Here is a 19,505-nt window from a genome sequence, read left to right on the forward strand (position 1 = left end):
AGGAATGCGTTTTTGGACGCTTGCCATGCTTGCGCTGGCGGTCGGTGGCTGCAGCAACGACGACTCCGGCACCGATCTGGCGCCAGGCAGGAACGACCTGAGCTCAGCGGAAATCGACGCTGCGCTCGGACCTGCGGACCAGGCCGCGATAAACGACCTCGCCCCGCAGAACAGCGTCGAGGGCGATGCCCCCTCGAACGAAGCTGGGACGAAGACGACCGACGATGGCTCGGCGCCGAACGAGGAGGAATTGTGATGAAGCGCGGCTACTGCGACAACATCGACAAGGTGACGGTGGAGAACGAGGATTTCCGCCGGGTACTCTACACCGGCAACCACCTGCAGCTGGTGCTTATGACGCTCCAGCCGGGCGACGAAATCGGCGAGGAAGTCCACGAGGATCGCGACCAGTTTTTCCGGATCGAGGAAGGCGAGGGTGCGATCGATATCGACGGCAAGGAGAATCGCGTCGAGGACGACTTTGCCGTCATCGTGCCGGCGGGTGCACGGCACAATGTCCGTAACACTGGCTCACGCCTGCTGCGGCTATACACCATCTACGGCCCGCCCGAGCACAAGGACGGGATCGTTCAATCTACCAAGGAAGAGGCCGACCGCCGCCATCCCCACGAAGAGTGGCACGGCGAGACGACCGAGTAGGAGCCCAGCGGGCGCGCGCGCCGGCTGGTCTCCGGATCGGGCGGCAATTACTTGGCTTTTTCAGGCCGAACGACGATTACGCCTTCCTGCGCCCACTGAGCCTTCGTCTTGCATTCCGACTGACGAATGCGACTGCCGACGATGGGGTCGTACGACAGGCAGATTTTCTTTTCGGCCTGATTGGCCGGCTTGGAGGCGGGAGCTTGGCCGGCGCCCGCGAGCGCGAACGTACCGGCGCTCATCGCGACCAGAAGAGTGTTGATCATGTCAGTTCTCCTTGCTCTGGTTTGAGCCGCGCCAATTTGCGGCACCTGGGCCGGCATGGGCAGCGCCGTTCGACCGGCTGTACAAGGGCGTCGACAAGGTCCCTTTGTCGGTTTGTCGGGGCCGTTCGTCGTTCATCGAAGCCACCGGCCGCGTCGGTGGTTACCGTCGACACGGCTACTCGCTGGTCGAGGCAAACGATTGACCGCTGCGGGCTCGCCCGCTATGTGCCCGCCCGTCCAAGTGCCAGCGAGTGATCGCTCCACCGGACGCAAGAGCTGAACATTGCTCAGTGACGTGAAGGCCGGCTGGCCGAAAGGTTGGCCGCAAGCCTTCGCGCTTTTCATGTTGAGCAAAGTAACCGCCGGGGCTTCCGGCACAGAAAAGGTGAAGGGCTTCATGCCAACGATTAACCAGCTGATCCGCAAGGGTCGCGAACCGCAGAAGGCCAAATCGAAGGTCCCTGCGATGGAGCAGAATCCGCAGAAGCGCGGCGTCTGCACCCGCGTTTACACGACGACCCCGAAGAAGCCGAACTCGGCTTTGCGCAAGGTGGCCAAGGTTCGCCTGACCAACCAGCGCGAAGTGATCAGCTACATCCCCGGTGAAGGCCACAACCTGCAGGAGCACAGCGTCGTGCTGATCCGCGGCGGCCGTGTGCGCGACCTTCCGGGCGTGCGTTACCACGTGCTTCGCGGCGTCCTCGACACGCAGGGCGTGAAGGACCGCAAGCAGTCCCGTTCGAAGTACGGCGCCAAGCGTCCGAAGTAATTTGACGAGTAAGCCCCGAGGGAATCTCGGACCCGGCTGAAGAGAAAGGAACACCCAATGTCCCGTCGTCGTCGCCCAGAAAAGCGCGAAATCCTGCCCGATCCCAAGTTTGGCGATCTGGTCCTGTCGAAGTTCATGAACAGCGTCATGCTCGACGGCAAGAAGTCCGTCGCCGAAAGCATCGTCTACGGTGCGCTCGACAATGTCGAAGCGCGCCTGAAGAAGGAGCCGCTGTCGGTCTTCCATGACGCGCTCAACAACATCAAGCCGGGCATCGAAGTCCGCAGTCGCCGCGTCGGCGGTGCGACCTATCAGGTCCCGGTCGAAGTCCGCACCGAGCGGGCCCAGGCATTGGCCATCCGCTGGCTGATCACCGCCGCCCGTGCGCGGTCGGAAAAGACCATGGCCGGCCGCCTGTCGGGCGAGCTGATGGACGCCTCGCAGAACCGTGGCAACGCGGTGAAGAAGCGCGAAGACACGCACCGCATGGCCGAAGCGAACCGCGCCTTCAGCCACTATCGCTGGTAACAATTCTCCCGGCTGCCGCCCACGGGTGGCACCGGTAAATTTCATACCTATATCAAGGGGGTCCGGCCCGGCCGGTCCCCTACATCGCTAAGGAAACCGACAAATGGCCCGCAGCCATCCGCTCGACCGCTATCGCAACATCGGCATCATGGCCCACATCGATGCCGGCAAGACGACGACGACCGAGCGCATCCTTTATTACACCGGCAAGTCCTACAAGATCGGCGAGGTGCATGAGGGCACCGCGACGATGGATTGGATGGAGCAGGAGCAGGAGCGCGGGATCACCATCACGTCGGCCGCCACCACCTGCGTGTGGAAGGCCGAAGAGGGTCAGGGTCCAGAGCACCGCATCAACATTATCGATACGCCAGGCCACGTCGACTTCACCATCGAGGTGGAGCGTTCGCTGCGCGTGCTCGACGGCGCGGTGGCATGCTTTGACGGTGTCGCCGGTGTCGAGCCGCAGTCAGAGACCGTGTGGCGTCAGGCCGACAAGTATGGCGTTCCGCGCATGTGTTTCATCAACAAGCTTGATCGTACCGGGGCCAATTTCGAATATTGCGTGCAGTCGATCATCGATCGCCTGGGCGCACGTCCGGCCGTCCTCTATCTCCCGATCGGAATCGAAGGCAGCTTCAAGGGCCTCGTCGATCTGGTGGAAAACCGTGCGATCATTTGGCTGGAAGAAAGCCTTGGCGCGAAGTTCGAATATCAGGAAATCCCGGACGACTTGAAGGACAAGGCCGCGGAAGCGCGCACGAACCTCATCGAGATTGCGGTCGAGCAGGACGACGAGGCCATGGAAGCCTATCTCGAAGGCACCGAGCCGGACACGGCCACGCTCAAGAAGCTGATCCGCAAGGGCACGCTGAACATGGCGTTCGTGCCGGTTGTTTGCGGCTCGGCCTTTAAGAACAAGGGTGTCCAGCCCTTGCTCGACGCCGTCGTTGACTATCTGCCGAGCCCGCTCGACGTCCCGCCGATCAAGGGCATCCTGCCCAACGGCGATGAAGATTCGCGGGCCTCGGACGACAACGCGCCTTTCTCGGCGCTCGCGTTCAAGATCATGAACGATCCGTTCGTCGGCACGCTGACCTTTGCCCGCATCTATTCGGGTAAGCTCGAGACCGCGTCGCAGGTCACGAACAGCGTCAAGGACAAGAAGGAAAAGGTCGGCCGCATGCTTCTGATGCATGCCAACGACCGCGAGGACATTCAGATGGCTTACGCCGGCGATATCGTCGCGCTGGCAGGTCTGAAGGACACCACTACCGGGGATACGCTCTGCGCGATAAATGCGCCGATCATCCTCGAGCGGATGGAATTCCCGGACCCGGTCATCGAGCTGTCGGTCGAGCCCAAGACCAAGGCCGACCAGGAAAAGATGGGCGTCGCACTCAACCGCCTCGCCCGGGAAGACCCGTCGTTCCGTGTGTCGACCGACCATGAGAGCGGGCAGACGATCATCAAGGGGATGGGCGAACTCCACCTCGAGATCCTCGTCGATCGCATGAAGCGCGAGTTCAAGGTCGACGCCAATGTCGGCGCTCCTCAGGTCGCGTATCGCGAGTATCTCAAGAAGCCGGTCGACATCGACTACACCCACAAGAAGCAGTCGGGCGGCACCGGCCAGTTCGGTCGCGTCAAGGTCAAGGTGTCCCCGGGTGAGCGCGGGTCGGGCATCGTCTTCAAGGACGAGATCAAGGGCGGTAATATTCCCAAGGAATATATCCCCGCGATTGAGAAGGGCTTCCGCGAGACGGCGGCCACGGGTTCGCTGGTCGGATTCCCGATCATCGATTTTGAGATCAACCTGTACGACGGCGCCTACCACGACGTCGACTCGTCGGCCCTGGCGTTCGAAATCTGTGCCCGCGGCGCAATGCGCGAAGTGGCGCAGAAGGCGGGCATCACGCTGCTCGAGCCGGTGATGAAGGTGGAAGTCGTGACGCCCGAGGATTATCTCGGCGACGTCATCGGCGACATCAACAGCCGTCGCGGCCAGATCCAGGGCACCGACAGCCGCGGCAATGCGCAGGCGGTCGAGGCGATGGTGCCGCTGGCGAACATGTTCGGCTACGTGAATCAGCTGCGGTCCTTCACCCAGGGCCGTGCGCAGTACACGATGCAGTTCTCGCACTATGACGAAGTGCCGCAGAACGTCGCCGACGAAGTGAAGGCGAAGCTGGCGTAACCTTAATTTTGTAGCTATGGGCGCGCTCGCATTGGGCGGGCCGCCCGATTTCAACACAGAAGAGGCGTATAATGGCGAAGGCGAAATTCGAGCGGAACAAGCCGCACGTGAACATCGGAACCATCGGTCACGTCGACCATGGCAAGACGTCGCTGACGGCGGCGATCACCAAGGTGCTCGCCGAGACGAGCGGCGGCACTGCTGTCGACTTCGCCAACATCGACAAGGCGCCGGAAGAGCGTGAGCGCGGCATCACCATCTCGACCGCGCACGTCGAATATGAGACCGCCAACCGCCACTATGCGCACGTCGATTGCCCGGGCCACGCCGACTATGTGAAGAACATGATCACCGGCGCCGCGCAGATGGACGGCGCGATCCTGGTCGTGTCGGCCGCCGATGGCCCGATGCCGCAGACCAAGGAGCACATCCTGCTCGCGGCCCAGGTCGGCGTCCCGACCATGGTCGTGTTCCTCAACAAGGTCGACCAGGTCGACGATCCCGAGCTGCTTGAGCTCGTCGAGCTGGAAATCCGCGAGGAGCTTTCCAAGCGCGGCTTCGACGGCGACAACATTCCGATCGTTTCGGGTTCGGCGCTCGCCGTTCTCGAAGATCGCGACGAGAACATCGGCAAGGAAGCCATCACGAAGCTGATGGCCGCCGTCGATGAGTGGATCCCGCAGCCGGAGCGTCCGCTCGACAAGCCGTTCCTGATGCCGATCGAAGACGTGTTCTCGATCTCGGGCCGCGGCACCGTCGTCACCGGCCGTGTCGAAACCGGCATCGTCAAGGTTGGCGAGGAAGTCGAGATCGTCGGCATCAAGGACACCAAGAAGACGGTCGTGACCGGCGTCGAAATGTTCCGCAAGCTGCTCGACCAGGGCCAGGCCGGCGACAACATCGGTGCGCTGATCCGCGGCGTCGGCCGTGAGGAAGTCGAGCGTGGGCAGGTTCTTTGCAAGCCCGGCTCGATCACGCCGCACACCGACTTCTCGGCCGAAGTCTACGTCCTGTCGAAGGACGAGGGCGGCCGTCACACGCCGTTCTTCGCCAACTACCGTCCGCAGTTCTACTTCCGCACGACCGACGTGACGGGCGAAGTCGTTCTGCCGGAAGGCACCGAGATGGTGATGCCGGGCGACAACGTCACGCTGGGCGTGAAGCTGATCGCACCGATCGCCATGGACCAGGGCCTGCGCTTCGCGATTCGCGAAGGCGGCCGTACGGTCGGCGCCGGTGTTGTCGGCAACATCACCAAGTAAGTCGCGCGCTCTCGGGCGCTAGACTGACGAAGGGCCCGGTGCTTCACCCGAAGCGCCGGGCTTTTTCGTTTGGCGACTGTGCAAATCCGAAGGCGGCGGTCTCGTCTGCGACTTGTTGCTGACGGTCGAGCGGAGTGGGATAGCTTGCGGCTACCTAAATTGGCCGGGATCGACCTTAAGCGCGTACATCGTGATTGCATTGATCAGCTCACCGGATCGAGCTGCCTCTGCACTCATCCCGGATTTTGAACCTGGCCGTTCGAAGATGACCAACAGCCGATCGCGCTCGATATGATTGAGGGGTAGGCTCCCTCGCGCCGGGCAATGCGGGATACCAGGAAATGCTATCTGTTGCTGGCCCTTCGGAAGCAATCCGCGGACTTGCCAAACGGGCGTAACGCTGATCATTGTTGCAGAATTAGCAGTCTTGCTTCCTTCTACGGCAGACGCGATGGTTGCTAAATAAACTGTCCAGTTTTCTTCCAAGGCAGATTTTTCACGTTCGAGCATCGCGATCACATTGATGTCGCGTTCGTAAGCCAAATATCGCTGCTCTGCCTCTGAGTCCGACGCCCCGGGTATTCTGGCGAGATCGGGAGAGTTGTCGCAAGCTTTGGCCGTCGAAACGGGCGCACATGCCAACATTGTCGCCGCGACGGCCGCTAGTTCTACGCGCATCTCTAACACCCCACTCCGTCGGACCGCTAAATCATGTCACAATCTTCCGTTATGACAATGGCTCGCTTGTTGCCCGAGAACGATCTCGTATTAGCCGCACAGGGGTTGATCTGATCGGCGGTCCCCTATAGAGGCGCGTTCACCGACGGGGATTCGTCACCGTCAGCAAATATCAGAGATGAGGTCGTCCGGCCCGGGAAACCGGGGCAAGCGGGTGCGGCCTCTTTGTTTTCGGGCTGGTAACAGCTCGAGCGGCTCTTTCGCATCGGTAGGGACATGGAAACGCAGAATATCCGTATTCGCCTGAAGGCTTTCGATCATCGAGTGCTCGACCAGGCAACCGGCGACATCGCCGATACGGCGCGCCGCACGGGCGCACTCATTCGCGGTCCAATTCCCCTGCCGACGCGTATCGAGAAGTTCACCGTCAACCGTTCGCCGCACGTCGACAAGAAGTCGCGCGAGCAGTTCGAGGTGAGGACCTACAAGCGGCTGCTCGATATCGTGCAGCCGACGCCGCAGACGGTGGACGCGCTGATGAAGCTCGACCTGGCCGCCGGCGTCGACGTTGAGATCAAGCTGGCTTAACGGCCGGCGGCGCCGCGAAAGCGGTGCCGGACTTGGGTGATACCGCCGGAGTTTCTCCGGGCTGCGTCCCCGCCGTTCCGCACCTCGCGGAGCACTAGCCCAGGCGGGGCACGCATAAATTTGGGCTGCAAGCACCTGGAATGGTCCAGGTGCCTCTGTTGAGGAGTCACTGATCATGCGCACTGGCGTGATCGCGAAGAAGGTCGGAATGACCCGCCTCTTCCAGGCGGACGGACGGCACGTGCCGGTTACCGTCCTGCAACTGGACGATGTGCAGGTTATCGGCCGCCGCGAAACAGACCGGGACGGCTACACCGCGATCCAGCTTGGAGCGGGCAAGGCCAAGGCGAAGAACGTCGCCAAGCCGCAGCGTGCCGCGTTCGGCAAAGCTGAAGTCGAGCCGAAGGCGAAAGTCGTCGAATTCCGCGTTGCCGAAGATGCGTTGCTGGACGTCGGTTCGACGATCAGCGCCGACCACTTCGTCGCCGGCCAACTGGTTGATATTTCCGGCGTTACGCAGGGCAAGGGCTTTGCCGGCGCCATGAAGCGCTGGGGCTTCGGCGGTTTGCGCGCGACGCATGGCGTTTCCGTCTCGCACCGTTCGCACGGTTCGACTGGTAACCGCCAGGATCCGGGCCGCGTCTTCAAGAACAAGAAGATGGCCGGCCACATGGGCGCGCGTAACCGCACCCAGCAAAACCTTGAGGTCGTTCGCACCGATCCGATCCGCGGCCTGCTATTCATCAAGGGCTCGGTTCCGGGTCACAAGGGCGGCTGGCTGACGGTCTATGACGCGGTCAAGGTGCCGCGCAGCGAGAGCGCGCCTTACCCGGCGGGCCTCGTGTCCAAGGACAAGCCGGTCGACGAGAGCGAGCTGCCAGCAGCTGGCCTGGTCGACGATGCGGCCGTTCACGAAATTCCGGCGCTTCCGGGCGATGACGAGGTTGCGGCGATCGCAGCCGAGCAGGAAGCGGGCGCGGCTGAAACCAACGAAACCACCGACGCTCCGGCGGACGATGCTTCGCCAAGTGACTCCGGCGAGAGCAAGGAAGGCTAAGCGATGAAGGTCAAGGTACAGACCCTCGACGCCGGCAAGGGCGGCGACATCGAGCTCAACGACGAGATTTTCGCCGTCGAGCCGCGCGCCGATATCCTGCACCGCGTCGTCACCTGGCAGCTCGAGAAGCGCCGCGGCACTGCCCGCGGTGCGCGTGAGCGCAGCGACGTTGCCCGCACCGGCAAGAAGTTCGGTCGCCAGAAGGGTGGCGGTACGGCTCGCCATGGCGATCGCCGCGCCCCGATCTTCGTCGGCGGCGGCAAGGCTCACGGTCCTCGCGTCCGCGACTTCGATCCGTCGCTGAACAAGAAGATCCGCGCGCTTGGCCTCAGGATGGCCTTGTCGGCCAAGGCTCGTGACGGCCAGCTGGTCGTCCTCGACAACCTGGACATTGCCGAGGGCAAGACCCGGGCGTTGCGCGAAAAGCTGGGTTCGCTTGGCTTTGGCAAGACGGCGCTGGTGATCGACGGTGACGCGCTCAACGTCGGCTTCGCCCGCGCTTCGTCGAACCTCGAAAGCATCGACCTGCTGCCTGCCGTCGGCGCCAACGTCTATGACATCATGCGCCACGAGACGCTGGTCCTGACCCGCGCCGCGGTTGAGAAGCTGGAGGCCCGGTTCAATGGCTAAGAAGCAAGCGCAGACTGCGGTCGACGCCCGTCACTACGACGTCGTCCTGGCCCCGCACATCACCGAGAAATCGACGATGCTGTCGGAGCATAATGCGGTCGTCTTCAAGGTTGCGTCGGACGCATCGAAGCCGGAGATCAAGGCTGCGATCGAAGCGCTGTTCAACGTCAGCGTCACCGGCGTGAACACGATCGTGACCAAGGGCAAGAGCAAGCGTTGGAAGGGCAAGCCCTACCAGCGGTCCGATTTCAAGAAAGCGATCATCACGCTGGCCGAAGGCCAGTCGATCGACGTGACGAGCGGAATCTAAGCCATGGCACTGAAGCAATATAAGCCGACTTCGCCCGCCCGCCGCGGCCTGATCCTCGTCGACAAATCGTCGCTGTGGAAGGGCAAGCCGGTCAAGAAGCTGACCGAAGGCAAGACCAAGACCGGCGGTCGCAACAACAAGGGTCACGTGACGTCGCGCGGTATCGGCGGCGGTCACAAGCAGCGCTATCGCCTGGTCGATTTCAAGCGCCGCACCTGGGACGTTGCAGCCACGGTCGAGCGGATCGAGTACGACCCCAACCGTTCGGCGTTCATCGCGCTGATCACCTACGAAGGCGGTGAGCAGGCCTATATCCTGGCTCCGCAGCGCCTCGCTCCCGGTGACAAGGTGATCGCCGGCCGCAAGGTCGACGTGAAGCCGGGCAATGCGATGGAAGTCGGCCAAATGCCGGTCGGGACCATCGTTCACAACGTCGAGATGAAGCCCGGCAAGGGCGGCCAGATCGCTCGCGCCGCCGGCACCTATGTTCAGGTCGTCGGCCGCGACAAGGGCATGGTCATCGTCAGGCTCAATTCAGGCGAGCAGCGCTACGTGCGTTCCGACTGCATGGCCACCGTTGGCGCGGTTTCGAACCCGGACAATGGCAACCAGACGCTGGCCAAGGCCGGGCGCACCCGCTGGATGGGCAAGCGCCCGCTGACCCGCGGTGTCGCCAAGAACCCGGTCGACCACCCCCATGGCGGTGGTGAAGGCCGGACCTCTGGCGGCCGTCACCCGGTTACCCCGTGGGGCAAGCCGACCAAGGGTGCCCGCACCCGTCACAACAAGGCGACCGACAAGTTCATCATTCGGTCCCGTCACGCGAAGAAGAAGGGTTAACCCATGGCCCGTTCCATCTGGAAAGGTCCGTTCGTCGAGCTTTCGCTGCTGAAAAAAGCGGAAGCCGCGCAGGACAGCTCAAAGCGCGCGCCGATCAAGACCTGGTCGCGCCGTTCGACGATCCTGCCGCAGTTCGTCGGCCTGACCTTCAACGTCTACAACGGCCGGAAATTCATTCCGGTGTCGGTCAATGAAGACATGGTCGGAATGAAGCTCGGCGAGTTCGCTCCCACCCGCTTCTTCCCGGGCCATGCCTCCGACAAGAAGGGTAAGCGCTGATGGGCAAGCAAGCTGCACCGCGCAAGGTAGGCGACAAGGAAGCGCTCGCCGTCGGCAACACGATCCGTGGGTCGGCGCGCAAGCTGAACCTGGTCGCTGGCCTGATCCGCGGCAAGAAGGTCGAGCAGGCTCTCAACATCCTCAAGTTCAGCCCGAAGGGCATGAGCGAGGATGTCTACAAGGTGCTCGCGTCGGCCGTCGCCAATGCCGAGAACAACCATAACCTCGACGTCGACGCACTCGTCGTTGCCGAGGCCAGCGTCGGCAAGTCGATCTCGATGAAGCGGTTTGCGACCCGCGCCCGCGGTCGTTCGAGCCGGATCGTCAAGCCGTTCAGCCGCATCCGCGTCGTCGTGCGCGAGCAGGAAGAAGCATAATGGGTCAGAAATCGTCTCCTGTCGGGCTTCGCCTGCAGATCAACCGGACCTGGGACAGCCGCTGGTTCGCGGAAGGCCAGGATTACGGCCGCCTGCTGCTCGAGGATCTCAAGATCCGTCGCTACATCATCGAAACGCTGCCCCAGGCCGCGATTTCGAAGGTGGTGATCGAGCGTCCGGCCAAGATCTGCCGGATCAGCATCTATGCCGCACGCCCCGGCGTGATCATCGGCAAGAAGGGCGCCGACATCGAGAAGCTGAAGCGCAAGCTCGGCTCCATGACGTCGAGCGAAGTGAGCCTGAACATCGTCGAGATCCGCAAGCCGGAGATTGACGCCAAGCTCGTCGCCCAGGGCGTCGCCGACCAGCTCGAGCGCCGGATCGCATTCCGCCGCGCGATGAAACGGGCAGTGCAGTCGGCTCTCCGCCTCGGCGCGGAAGGCATTCGAATCACCTGCGCGGGCCGTCTCGGCGGCGCGGAAATCGCGCGCACCGAATGGTACCGCGAAGGCCGCGTGCCGCTGCACACGCTGCGCGGCAACGTCGATTATGCCGAAGCCGAAGCGCACACCGCTTATGGCGTCTGCGGCGTCAAGGTTTGGGTCTTCAAGGGTGAAATCCTTGGCCACGATCCGCTCGCCCAGGACCGGCTGATGATGGAAGCGCAGACTTCCGGAGTCCGCCCGGCTCGCGAAGACCGCGGTCGCTAAGGCCTAAAGGAAAACAAGATGCTGCAACCCAAGCGCACTAAATTCCGCAAGGCCTTCAAGGGCCGGATCCATGGCAATGCCAAGGGTGGGACCGAGCTGAACTTTGGCGCCTTCGGCCTCAAGGCGATGGAGCCGGAGCGGATCACCGCGCGCCAGATCGAGGCGGCTCGCCGCGCGATCCAGCGCCACATCCGTCGCCAGGGCCGTCTCTGGATCCGCATTTTCCCGGATGTTCCGGTCAGCACCAAGCCGGCGGAAGTCCGTATGGGCTCGGGCAAGGGCAGCCCGGAATTCTGGGTCGCTCGGGTCAAGCCCGGCCGCATCCTGTTTGAACTCGACGGCATTCCGGGCCCGCTCGCCAAGACGGCGTTCGAGCGCGCTGCCGAGAAGCTGCCGATCAAGGTGAAGGTCGTTGCCCGCCTGGGCGAGACCCTGATCGAAGAGGACCGTTAAGATGGCCGCCATCGACGAATTCAAGGCGAAGAGCGACGACCAGCTGCAGCAGCAGCTGCTCGAGCTGAAGCGCGAGCAGTTCAACCTGCGTTTCCAGTCGGCGACGAACCAGCTGGAGAAGCCGTCGCGGGTGCGTGAGGTGCGTCGCGGAATCGCGCGCATCAAGACGCTGCAGACCCAGCGCGCCAACGAACAAGCCGCGAAGGCTTAAGGGAGTTATCGAGGAAATGCCCAAGCGCGTCCTGACCGGCACGATCGTGTCCGACAAGGGTGACAAGACGGTGGTGGTCCGTGTCGACCGCCGCGTTAAGCACCCCCTGTACGGCAAGATCATCAAGCTTTCGAAGAAGTACCACGCCCATGACGCGGACAATGCGTTCAGCTTGGGCGAGCAGGTGCGCATCGAAGAGTGCGCCCCGATTTCGAAGCTAAAGACCTGGACGGTCCTCGACCGCGTCGGCGCCGCGAAGGCAGCCGCCGTCGAGATCGTTGACGGTGCAACCGAACAGCCGGCCGAAAAGCCGGCGAAGCCGACGAAGGCCAAGGCCGCGAAAAAGACGGATGCGGCGAAAGCCGAAGACGTCGCGACCGCGGACGCCTGAGCAGATATTGAAAGAGAGTAGGGTCGAACCATGATCCAGATGCAGTCCAACCTGGAGGTCGCCGATAATAGCGGCGCCAAGCGCGTTCAGTGCATCAAGGTGCTGGGCGGGTCGAAGCGCCGGGTGGCCGGTGTCGGCGACATCATCGTCGTCAGCGTCAAGGAAGCCGCCCCGCGCGGCCGCGTGAAGAAGGGCGACGTTCACCGCGCGGTGATCGTTCGCACTGCGAAGGATATCCGCCGTCCCGACGGTTCGGTGATCCGGTTCGATTCCAACGCCGCCGTGCTGGTCAACAAGAACGAAGAGCCGATCGGCACCCGTATTTTCGGCCCGGTCGTGCGCGAACTGCGAGCGAAGAAGCACATGAAGATCATCAGCCTCGCGCCGGAGGTGCTGTAATGGCGCAGAAGATCCGCAAGGGTGACACGGTCGTGGTCCTGTCCGGCAAGGACAAGGGCAAGACCGGCGAAGTGACCAAGGCAATGCCGAAGGACGGCAAGGTGATCGTGTCCGGCGTCAACGTCGCCGTTCGCCACCGCAAGCCGACCCAGGCGAACCCGCAGGGCGGGCTGGAGCGTCGCGAAGCGCCGATGCACGTGTCGAAGGTCGCGGTTGCGACCGCCGACGGCAAGCCGAGCCGCGTCCGCTTCGAAGTGCGCGACGGCAAGAAGGTGCGTGTCGCCGCCAAGACCGGAGAGCTGATCAATGGCTGACGCCAAGAAGAACGAAGCGGCCTACACGCCGCGCCTGAAGCGCGACTATGACGAGCGCATCGTCAAGGCGATGACGGACAAGTTCGGCTACAAGAACCGCCTTGAGGTTCCCAAGCTCGACAAGATCGTCATCAACATGGGCGTCGGCGAGGCCACCAACGACAAGAAGCTTGTCGAAAAGGCCGCGCAGGAAATGGAGAAGATTGCCGGCCAGAAGCCGGTGATCACCAAGGCGAAGAAGTCGATCGCTCAGTTCAAGCTGCGCGAAGGCATGCCGATCGGCGCGAAGGTCACCCTTCGCCGCGAGCGCATGTACGAATTCCTCGACCGGCTAGTGACTGTCGCGCTTCCGCGCGTCCGCGATTTTCGGGGCCTGAACCCGAAGTCGTTCGACGGCCGCGGCAATTACGCGATGGGCCTGAAAGAGCAGATCGTGTTCCCGGAGATCAACTACGACGAGATCGACAAGGTCCGGGGCATGGACATCATTGTAACCACGACCGCCAAGACGGACGAAGAGGGCCGCGAGCTGCTGCGCCTGTTCAACTTCCCGTTCCCGGCGGACTCAGAGGAGAAGCAGGCCGCCTAGTGCGGTCTGCGTAGGAGAAGAACTTAAGTCATGGCGAAACTGAGTTCGATCAACAAGAACGAGCGTCGCAAGAAGCTCGTCGAGAAGTATGCGTCCAAGTACGCGAAGCTGCGCGAAATCGCAGACGACGAGTCGAAGGACGAGACCGAGCGGCTGATCGCGCGTCTCAAGATGGCGGAACTTCCGCGCAACGGTAACCCGACGCGCATCCGCAATCGGTGCGAGCTGACGGGTCGTTCGCGGGCATATTACCGCAAGTTCCGGCTGTCCCGGATCATGCTTCGGGAGCTGGCCAACAAGGGCCTGATCCCGGGCGTCACGAAGTCGAGCTGGTAGGAGGATCAAGATATGGCGATGACCGATCCTCTGGGTGATATGCTCACCCGCATCCGCAACGGCCAGCAGGCGCGCAAGGATAGCATCCTGACGCCGGCGTCGACGCTGCGCGCGCACGTCCTGGATGTGCTGCAACGCGAAGGCTACATCCGCGGCTACACCGAAGAGACGTTGAGCGGGCAGAAAGGCCTGCGCATCGAGCTCAAGTATTTCGAGGGCCAGCCGGCGATCCAGCATCTGGCGCGCGTGTCCAAGCCTGGACGCCGGGTCTATTCCGGCTCCCGCGAACTGCCGCACATCCGCAACGGCCTCGGGACGATCATCGTCTCGACCCCGCGCGGCGTGCTGTCGGATGCCGAAGCCCGCGAACAGAACGTCGGCGGCGAAGTGCTGGCGGAGGTATTCTAAATGTCACGCATTGGAAAACGTGCCGTGCCGCTGCCTTCGGGCGTGACGGCGTCGACCGAGGGCCAGGTCCTGTCGGTGAAGGGGCCCAAGGGTACCCTGCAGCTGCAGATGCGCGACGAGATCGCCTATGAAATCGGCGACGACGGAATCCTGGTAAAGCCGGCCAACGACACCAAGCAGGCGCGTGCCTTCTGGGGCATGCAGCGCACGCTGGTCGACAACCTGGTCGTCGGTGTCACCGAAGGCTTCACCAAGGTTCTGGAAATCACCGGCGTCGGCTATCGCGCCGCCGCCCAGGGCCGCAACCTGCGCTTGCAGCTCGGTTACAGCCATGACGTAAACTTTCCGGTCCCGGAAGGCGTCGAGGTGAAGACCCCCGATCCGAACACGGTCGAGATCAGCGGCATCGACAAGCAGAAGGTCGGCCAGGTTGCCGCCGAGATCCGCCGCTGGCGCAAGCCCGAGCCGTACAAGGGCAAGGGCATCAAGTACCGCGGCGAGTATATCTTCCGCAAAGAAGGCAAGAAGAAGTAGCCATGGCGATACTCTCCCTCTTCGACCGGCGCCGTCAGCGCGTCCGCACGACGCTCCGCAAGCGCTCGGGCGGCAAGCCGCGCTTGTCGATCCATCGTTCGGGCCGTCACATCTATGCCCAGGTCATCGACGACGCAGCCGGCCGCACGGTCGCTTCGGCTTCGACCCTGGACAAGGATTTGAAGGGCAAGGCCAACGCCACTCGCGACGGCGCTGCCCAGGTTGGCAAGGCGATCGCCGAGCGTGCCAAGGCCGCCGGCGTTTCGACCGTTGTGTTCGACCGGGGCGGCTTCCTGTTTCATGGCCGCGTCAAAGCGCTGGCCGATGCTGCCCGCGAAGGCGGATTGGAGTTCTAAATGGCTGACGAAAAAGAAACTCCGCAGGTAACCGCCGAAGGCGTCGAGCAGGCCCAGGTTGAAGTGCCGGCAAAGCAGGACGCGGTCATTCCGACCGAAGGCACGGCGCCAACTGAGGCCGCAGAACCTGTTGCAGCGGAACCCGCAGCAGCGGCTGAACCGGCACCGGCTGAGCCCGCAGCGCCTGCTGCTGCTGAACCCGCACCGCAGTCGCATGGCCGTGGCCCAGGCGGGCCAGGTGGCCGTGGCGGCCCCCGTGGCGGCCGTGGTGGCCCCGGCGGCGGCCGCGACAATCGCGGTGGCCGTGGCGGCCGTCGTGACGATCGTCGCGGACGTGGCGGCGACGACGATGGCGGTGAGGAGCTGATCGAAAAGCTCGTCCACATTAACCGCGTTTCGAAGACCGTTAAGGGCGGCAAGCGCTTCGGCTTCGCCGCGCTGGTCGTCGTCGGTGACGGCAAGGGCCGCGCCGGTTTCGGTCACGGCAAGGCGCGCGAAGTGCCGGAAGCAATCAGTAAGGCGACCGCTGCGGCGAAGAAGGCGATGGTTCGCGTTCCGCTGCGCGACGGGCGCACGCTTCACCATGACGGTCTTGGCCACTTCGGTGCCGGCCGAGTGACGGTTCGCACCGCTCCTGCGGGTACCGGGATCATCGCCGGCGGCCCGATGCGCGCGATCTTCGAAAGCCTCGGCGTTGCCGACGTCGTCACCAAGTCGGTCGGCACGTCCAACCCGTACAACATGATCCGCGCGACGTTCGAAGCGCTCAAGGACCAGACGAGCCCGCGCTCGGTGGCCCAGCGGCGTGGCAAGAAGGTTGCCGACCTGCTCGGCCGCGGTGGCGCCAGCCAGGCGGAAGCCGAGGCCCAGGCCGAAGCGATCACGGAGTAAGCCAAATGGCCAAGATCAAGATCACCCAGACCGGATCGCCGATCCGCCGCGACAAGACGCAACGGGCGACCCTTGTCGGCCTCGGCCTCAACAAGATGCATCGCACCGTGGAAGTGGAGGGCACGCCTGAAGTGCTCGGCCAGGTCCGCAAGGTGCAGCACCTCCTGAGCGTCGAGAACGCCTGACCTATCCGCGCCTTCGGGCGCTGCGCGACCACAGCGAAAGCGAGTGCAAGACATGAAACTGAACGAAATCAAGGACAACCCTGGCGCCCGGAAGAGCCGGGTTCGCGTCGGCCGAGGCATCGGTTCTGGCGTCGGCAAGACTGCCGGCCGTGGCCAGAAGGGCCAGAAGAGCCGCTCCGGCGTGTCCATCTGGGGCTTTGAAGGCGGCCAGATGCCGCTGCACATGCGGTTGCCGAAGCGCGGCTTCAACAACAAGTTCGCCAAGGATTATGCCGAGGTGAATTTGGGCGCCGTCCAGAAGATGATCGACGCGGGCAAGCTCGACGCCAAGGGTACGCTTGATCACGACGCGCTGAAGGCCGCTGGCCTCGCTCGCGGCGGCAAGGACGGTGTGCGCCTGCTCGGCAAGGGTGAATTCAGCGCCAAGCTGGCTTTCCGCGTCGCCGGTGCCTCGAAGGGCGCGCGCGAAGCCGTCGAGAAAGCGGGCGGTTCGATCGAAATCATCGAGCGCGTCGCCGCCGCCGACAAGGCCGCCGCCAAGAAGGGCAAGGCGCGCGATGCGAGGCTTGCCGACAAGGCCGCCAAGAACGCCAAGGCGTAACTTCGTATTGCGGGCAGCGTAGGGACGGGGCAATCCGGCCGGGCTGCTCCGCTCCGCTCGCAATGACGGAGCTACCGCCTATATCAGCGGCAGCGTAGGGGATTCGAACCAAATGGCATCCGCAGCCGAGCAACTGGGCTCCAGCATCAGCCTGGGCAACTTCTCAAAGGCGACAGAACTCAAGAAGCGCCTGTGGTTCACGCTGGGCGCTCTCGTTCTTTTCCGCTTCCTGTCGTTCGTGCCGATTCCCGGCGTCGATCCGGCGGCGATGCAGGCGCTGTTCCAGACCCAGAGCGGCGGGATCCTCGACATCTTCAACACCTTTTCCGGCGGCGCGCTGGAGCGGATGAGCGTCATCGCGCTCGGCGTCATGCCTTACATCACCGCCTCGATCGTCGTGCAGCTCGGCGCGACCCTCTACGGACCGTGGCAGGCGCTGCGCAAAGAGGGCGAGACGGGCCGCAAGAAGCTCAACCAATATACACGCTACCTGACCGTCCTGCTCACCCTGGTTCAGGGCTATGCCGTGGTTCGCGGGCTCGAATCGCAGTCGATCAAGCAGGGCATCCAGGCGGTGGTCGAACCGGGCCTGGTGTTCCAGGTTGCCGGCACTATCTCGCTGGTTGGCGGAACCCTGTTCCTGATGTGGATTGGTGAGCAGATCACCAGCCGCGGCATCGGCAACGGCGTGTCCCTGATCATCATGGCCGGTATCGTTGCCGGATTGCCGCGCGGGATCGTGCAGCTGTTCGAGGGCGGCCGGTCGGGCACGATGGACCCGTTGATCGTTGTTTCCATCGTGCTGCTGACGGCGGCGCTGGTGGTCTTCATCTGCTTCATGGAGCGCGCGCAGCGGCGCGTGCTGATCCAATATCCAAAGCGCCAGACGGCGCGCGGGCTGATGCAGCAGGAGCGTTCGCACCTGCCGATCAAGATCAACACCGCCGGCGTCATCCCGCCGATCTTCGCTTCGTCGTTGCTGCTGATGCCGCTGACCGTGCTGCAATGGGCCGGGAGCGGGGTCGACCCGAACAGCGCGTCGAGCGAGTGGCTGATCACGATCAGCACGTACCTGCAGCACGGCACCCCGCTGTACATGCTGCTGTACGGGCTCGGCATCGTCTTCTTCTGCTTCTTCTACACCGCGGTGCAGTTCAACAGCGAGGAAACGTCGGAAAACCTGAAGCGCCATGGCGGCTTCATCCCCGGAATTCGGCCGGGGAAGGCGACCGAGCATTACTTCGACTTCCTGCTCACGCGGGTGACCGTGGTCGGCGCCGCTTACCTGGCGCTGATCTGCCTCATCCCGGAATTCTTGCTGGCGCAGGCCGGCATTCCGTTCCGTCTGGGCGGGACGAGCCTGCTAATCGTCGTCAACGTGACGATGGACACCGTCACCCAGATCCAGAGCCACCTGATCGCCCACGAATATGGGAACTTGATCAAGAAGGCGAAGCTGAAGAGCGGCCGCAGGCGTTAAGGCGAGCGGACGGGAATGGATCGGCCGATGAACATCATTCTGCTCGGTCCTCCGGGTGCTGGTAAGGGGACGCAGGCTGCCCGGCTGGAGGCCCAGCGCGGGATGGTCCAGCTGTCGACCGGCGATATGCTTCGCGAAGCCCTGGCCAATGGCACACCCGTCGGGTTGCAGGCCAAAGCCGTGATGGACGCCGGCGAGCTGGTCAGCGACGCCATCGTCAGCGCGCTCGTCGGGGAACGGCTCGACAAGCTTAAAGGACGCGGCGCGATCTTCGACGGTTATCCCCGAACCCAGGGACAGGCCGAGGCGCTGGACCTGTTGCTAAGCGAACGCGGCCGGCAGCTCGACCACGTCATTGAGCTGGTGGTTGACGAAGACGCCCTGGTCGAGCGCATCGTCGGCCGGTTCAGCTGCGCGGTGTGTGGCACGCCCTATCACGATCTCTACAAGATGCCGAAGGTCCAGGAGACTTGCGACACGTGCGGTTCGCACGAGTTCAAGCGTCGCCCCGACGATAATGAAGCGACGGTGCGCACGCGCATGGCCGAATATCGATCGAAAACCGCGCCGATCCTTCCTTATTACGAGCAGCGCGGTTTGGTCCGTCATGTCGACGGCATGCTGAGCGTCGACGAAGTCTCCGATCGAATCGATCAACTGCTCGCCGGAGACTCCGCGCGCTCATAGGATAGGAAGCGGAAGCCCGGTTTGCCGGCTTGCTGCTGATGCTCCTCGCGCCCGGTTTCGATCCACTCGGCGCCGTCCCTTGGATCGTCGATCACGGTGTCGCCATCGACGTCTGCAAGCACCTCCGTCAGCTCCAGCCGGTCGGCCAGCGGCAGGAACAGTGCAAAGATGTCCGCTCCCCCGATCACCGAAACCGGCTCCCCACCGGCAAGAGCGAGCGCCTGGTCGATCGAGCTTGCCACTTCGGCGCCCTCAGCCTGCCAATTTGAGTCCCGGGTGAGGACGATGTGCCGGCGCCCGGGCAACAGGCCGGGAAGGCTGTCAAAGGTCTTCCGCCCCATCACCATGACCGTTTGCATAGTCAGCGACTTGAAGCGCTTTAGGTCAGCCGGCAGGTGCCACGGCAATTGGCCGTCGCGGCCGATGACCCCGTTGATGGCACGGGCGACGATGATCGTGATTGATGGGCGCGTCATCGGTTCGATTTGCCCCCGACGACGGGCAATGCCAAGCTGCCGC

At 63.4% G+C, this 19,505-nt stretch carries 31 protein-coding genes and 1 pseudogene; 29 read left to right on the plus strand and 3 right to left on the minus strand.

The features are described from left to right. Positions 1-4: 4 nt before the first annotated feature. Both G7078_RS04085 and G7078_RS04090 read left to right on the plus strand, forming a co-directional pair. Positions 5-256 (plus strand): hypothetical protein, encoded by a 252-nt coding sequence (locus tag G7078_RS04085; protein ID WP_166093267.1) that lies wholly within the window; start codon positions 5-7, stop codon positions 254-256. Continuing rightward, entirely contained in the window at positions 256-660 is a 405-nt protein-coding gene (locus tag G7078_RS04090; protein WP_166093268.1) for a cupin domain-containing protein, read from the plus strand. The genes G7078_RS04085 and G7078_RS04090 overlap by 1 nt, the downstream gene beginning before the upstream one ends. Positions 661-707: 47 nt before the next feature. On the opposite strand, the gene G7078_RS04095 is transcribed toward G7078_RS04090, so the two are convergent. Continuing rightward, entirely contained in the window at positions 708-926 is a 219-nt protein-coding gene (locus tag G7078_RS04095) for a hypothetical protein (protein ID WP_166093270.1), read from the minus strand. Positions 927-1,323: 397 nt separating this feature from the next. Here G7078_RS04095 and rpsL point away from each other — a divergent pair, with 397 nt between their 5' ends. From rpsL to tuf, 4 genes are all read left to right on the plus strand, one after another. Further along, a complete protein-coding gene (rpsL, locus tag G7078_RS04100; RefSeq protein ID WP_147044308.1) occupies positions 1,324-1,695 on the plus strand; it encodes a 30S ribosomal protein S12 in 372 nt (123 codons plus the stop codon). 57 nt (positions 1,696-1,752) lie between these two features. Further along, on the plus strand, positions 1,753-2,223 hold the full coding sequence (gene rpsG, locus G7078_RS04105; protein ID WP_166093272.1) for a 30S ribosomal protein S7: 471 nt from the start codon (positions 1,753-1,755) through the stop codon (positions 2,221-2,223). 103 nt (positions 2,224-2,326) lie between these two features. Next, a complete protein-coding gene (gene fusA, locus G7078_RS04110; RefSeq protein WP_166093274.1) occupies positions 2,327-4,420 on the plus strand; it encodes an elongation factor G in 2,094 nt (697 codons plus the stop codon). Positions 4,421-4,491: 71 nt separating this feature from the next. Next, complete coding sequence (tuf, locus tag G7078_RS04115) at positions 4,492-5,682, plus strand: elongation factor Tu (RefSeq protein ID WP_166093276.1); 1,191 nt, start codon at positions 4,492-4,494, stop codon at positions 5,680-5,682. A 150-nt stretch (positions 5,683-5,832) separates the two neighbouring features. On the opposite strand, the gene G7078_RS04120 is transcribed toward tuf, so the two are convergent. Beyond that, the gene (locus G7078_RS04120; RefSeq protein ID WP_166093278.1) at positions 5,833-6,225 is read right to left on the minus strand and encodes a hypothetical protein; all 393 of its coding nucleotides are present in this window, start codon (positions 6,223-6,225) and stop codon (positions 5,833-5,835) included. Between the two features lie 411 nt (positions 6,226-6,636). Between G7078_RS04120 and rpsJ the strand changes: the two genes are divergently transcribed. From rpsJ to G7078_RS04235, 23 genes and pseudogenes are all read left to right on the plus strand, one after another. Further along, a complete protein-coding gene (rpsJ, locus tag G7078_RS04125) occupies positions 6,637-6,948 on the plus strand; it encodes a 30S ribosomal protein S10 (protein ID WP_028969184.1) in 312 nt (103 codons plus the stop codon). 175 nt (positions 6,949-7,123) lie between these two features. Beyond that, on the plus strand, positions 7,124-8,005 hold the full coding sequence (rplC, locus tag G7078_RS04130; RefSeq protein ID WP_166093280.1) for a 50S ribosomal protein L3: 882 nt from the start codon (positions 7,124-7,126) through the stop codon (positions 8,003-8,005). Between the two features lie 3 nt (positions 8,006-8,008). Then, positions 8,009-8,635: a 50S ribosomal protein L4 gene (gene rplD, locus G7078_RS04135; RefSeq protein WP_166093282.1), complete on the plus strand. Its 627-nt coding sequence runs from the start codon at positions 8,009-8,011 to the stop codon at positions 8,633-8,635. Beyond that, the gene (locus tag G7078_RS04140; protein WP_166093284.1) at positions 8,628-8,945 is read left to right on the plus strand and encodes a 50S ribosomal protein L23; all 318 of its coding nucleotides are present in this window, start codon (positions 8,628-8,630) and stop codon (positions 8,943-8,945) included. Before rplD ends, G7078_RS04140 begins: the two co-directional genes overlap by 8 nt. 3 nt (positions 8,946-8,948) lie before the next feature. Continuing rightward, complete coding sequence (gene rplB / locus G7078_RS04145) at positions 8,949-9,785, plus strand: 50S ribosomal protein L2 (RefSeq protein ID WP_166093286.1); 837 nt, start codon at positions 8,949-8,951, stop codon at positions 9,783-9,785. Between the two features lie 3 nt (positions 9,786-9,788). Beyond that, positions 9,789-10,064: a 30S ribosomal protein S19 gene (rpsS, locus tag G7078_RS04150; RefSeq protein WP_166093289.1), complete on the plus strand. Its 276-nt coding sequence runs from the start codon at positions 9,789-9,791 to the stop codon at positions 10,062-10,064. Beyond that, positions 10,064-10,441: a 50S ribosomal protein L22 gene (gene rplV / locus G7078_RS04155; RefSeq protein ID WP_166093291.1), complete on the plus strand. Its 378-nt coding sequence runs from the start codon at positions 10,064-10,066 to the stop codon at positions 10,439-10,441. Before rpsS ends, rplV begins: the two co-directional genes overlap by 1 nt. Beyond that, positions 10,441-11,151 (plus strand): 30S ribosomal protein S3, encoded by a 711-nt coding sequence (gene rpsC / locus G7078_RS04160; RefSeq protein ID WP_166093293.1) that lies wholly within the window; start codon positions 10,441-10,443, stop codon positions 11,149-11,151. The genes rplV and rpsC overlap by 1 nt, the downstream gene beginning before the upstream one ends. A gap of 18 nt (positions 11,152-11,169) precedes the next feature. After that, positions 11,170-11,604, plus strand: coding sequence for a 50S ribosomal protein L16 (gene rplP / locus G7078_RS04165; RefSeq protein WP_166093295.1), 435 nt, complete (start codon positions 11,170-11,172; stop codon positions 11,602-11,604). Position 11,605: 1 nt separating this feature from the next. Beyond that, positions 11,606-11,815 carry a 50S ribosomal protein L29 gene (gene rpmC, locus G7078_RS04170; protein WP_166093297.1) on the plus strand — a complete coding sequence of 70 codons (210 nt, stop codon included), beginning with the start codon at positions 11,606-11,608 and terminating at the stop codon, positions 11,813-11,815. Between the two features lie 16 nt (positions 11,816-11,831). Continuing rightward, positions 11,832-12,080, plus strand: a pseudogene (rpsQ, locus tag G7078_RS10905) (30S ribosomal protein S17); the annotation flags it as partial. Positions 12,081-12,236: 156 nt separating this feature from the next. Further along, positions 12,237-12,605 (plus strand): 50S ribosomal protein L14, encoded by a 369-nt coding sequence (gene rplN, locus G7078_RS04180; RefSeq protein ID WP_166093301.1) that lies wholly within the window; start codon positions 12,237-12,239, stop codon positions 12,603-12,605. Next, entirely contained in the window at positions 12,605-12,919 is a 315-nt protein-coding gene (gene rplX / locus G7078_RS04185; protein ID WP_166093304.1) for a 50S ribosomal protein L24, read from the plus strand. Before rplN ends, rplX begins: the two co-directional genes overlap by 1 nt. After that, positions 12,912-13,508 (plus strand): 50S ribosomal protein L5, encoded by a 597-nt coding sequence (rplE, locus tag G7078_RS04190; RefSeq protein WP_166093306.1) that lies wholly within the window; start codon positions 12,912-12,914, stop codon positions 13,506-13,508. The genes rplX and rplE overlap by 8 nt, the downstream gene beginning before the upstream one ends. Before the next feature lie 30 nt (positions 13,509-13,538). After that, positions 13,539-13,844, plus strand: coding sequence for a 30S ribosomal protein S14 (gene rpsN, locus G7078_RS04195; RefSeq protein WP_166093308.1), 306 nt, complete (start codon positions 13,539-13,541; stop codon positions 13,842-13,844). A gap of 12 nt (positions 13,845-13,856) precedes the next feature. Continuing rightward, the gene (rpsH, locus tag G7078_RS04200; RefSeq protein ID WP_166093310.1) at positions 13,857-14,252 is read left to right on the plus strand and encodes a 30S ribosomal protein S8; all 396 of its coding nucleotides are present in this window, start codon (positions 13,857-13,859) and stop codon (positions 14,250-14,252) included. Next, a complete protein-coding gene (gene rplF, locus G7078_RS04205) occupies positions 14,253-14,786 on the plus strand; it encodes a 50S ribosomal protein L6 (protein WP_166093313.1) in 534 nt (177 codons plus the stop codon). A gap of 2 nt (positions 14,787-14,788) precedes the next feature. Then, the gene (gene rplR / locus G7078_RS04210; RefSeq protein ID WP_166093315.1) at positions 14,789-15,142 is read left to right on the plus strand and encodes a 50S ribosomal protein L18; all 354 of its coding nucleotides are present in this window, start codon (positions 14,789-14,791) and stop codon (positions 15,140-15,142) included. Then, complete coding sequence (rpsE, locus tag G7078_RS10910; protein ID WP_246166473.1) at positions 15,143-16,033, plus strand: 30S ribosomal protein S5; 891 nt, start codon at positions 15,143-15,145, stop codon at positions 16,031-16,033. A gap of 5 nt (positions 16,034-16,038) precedes the next feature. Next, positions 16,039-16,218: a 50S ribosomal protein L30 gene (gene rpmD / locus G7078_RS04220; protein ID WP_166093318.1), complete on the plus strand. Its 180-nt coding sequence runs from the start codon at positions 16,039-16,041 to the stop codon at positions 16,216-16,218. Between the two features lie 52 nt (positions 16,219-16,270). Continuing rightward, the gene (gene rplO, locus G7078_RS04225) at positions 16,271-16,819 is read left to right on the plus strand and encodes a 50S ribosomal protein L15 (RefSeq protein WP_166093320.1); all 549 of its coding nucleotides are present in this window, start codon (positions 16,271-16,273) and stop codon (positions 16,817-16,819) included. A 112-nt stretch (positions 16,820-16,931) separates the two neighbouring features. Then, on the plus strand, positions 16,932-18,299 hold the full coding sequence (gene secY, locus G7078_RS04230) for a preprotein translocase subunit SecY (RefSeq protein WP_166093323.1): 1,368 nt from the start codon (positions 16,932-16,934) through the stop codon (positions 18,297-18,299). Positions 18,300-18,326: 27 nt separating this feature from the next. Beyond that, the gene (locus G7078_RS04235) at positions 18,327-18,986 is read left to right on the plus strand and encodes an adenylate kinase (RefSeq protein WP_166093326.1); all 660 of its coding nucleotides are present in this window, start codon (positions 18,327-18,329) and stop codon (positions 18,984-18,986) included. On the opposite strand, the gene G7078_RS04240 is transcribed toward G7078_RS04235, so the two are convergent. After that, complete coding sequence (locus G7078_RS04240; protein ID WP_166093328.1) at positions 18,953-19,462, minus strand: dihydrofolate reductase; 510 nt, start codon at positions 19,460-19,462, stop codon at positions 18,953-18,955. The genes G7078_RS04235 and G7078_RS04240 overlap by 34 nt on opposite strands. Between the last annotated feature and the right edge of the window lie 43 nt (positions 19,463-19,505).

Origin of the sequence: Sphingomonas sinipercae (assembly GCF_011302055.1) — a bacterium.
In the GTDB taxonomy this organism is placed as follows: Bacteria; Pseudomonadota; Alphaproteobacteria; order Sphingomonadales; family Sphingomonadaceae; genus Sphingomicrobium; species Sphingomicrobium sinipercae.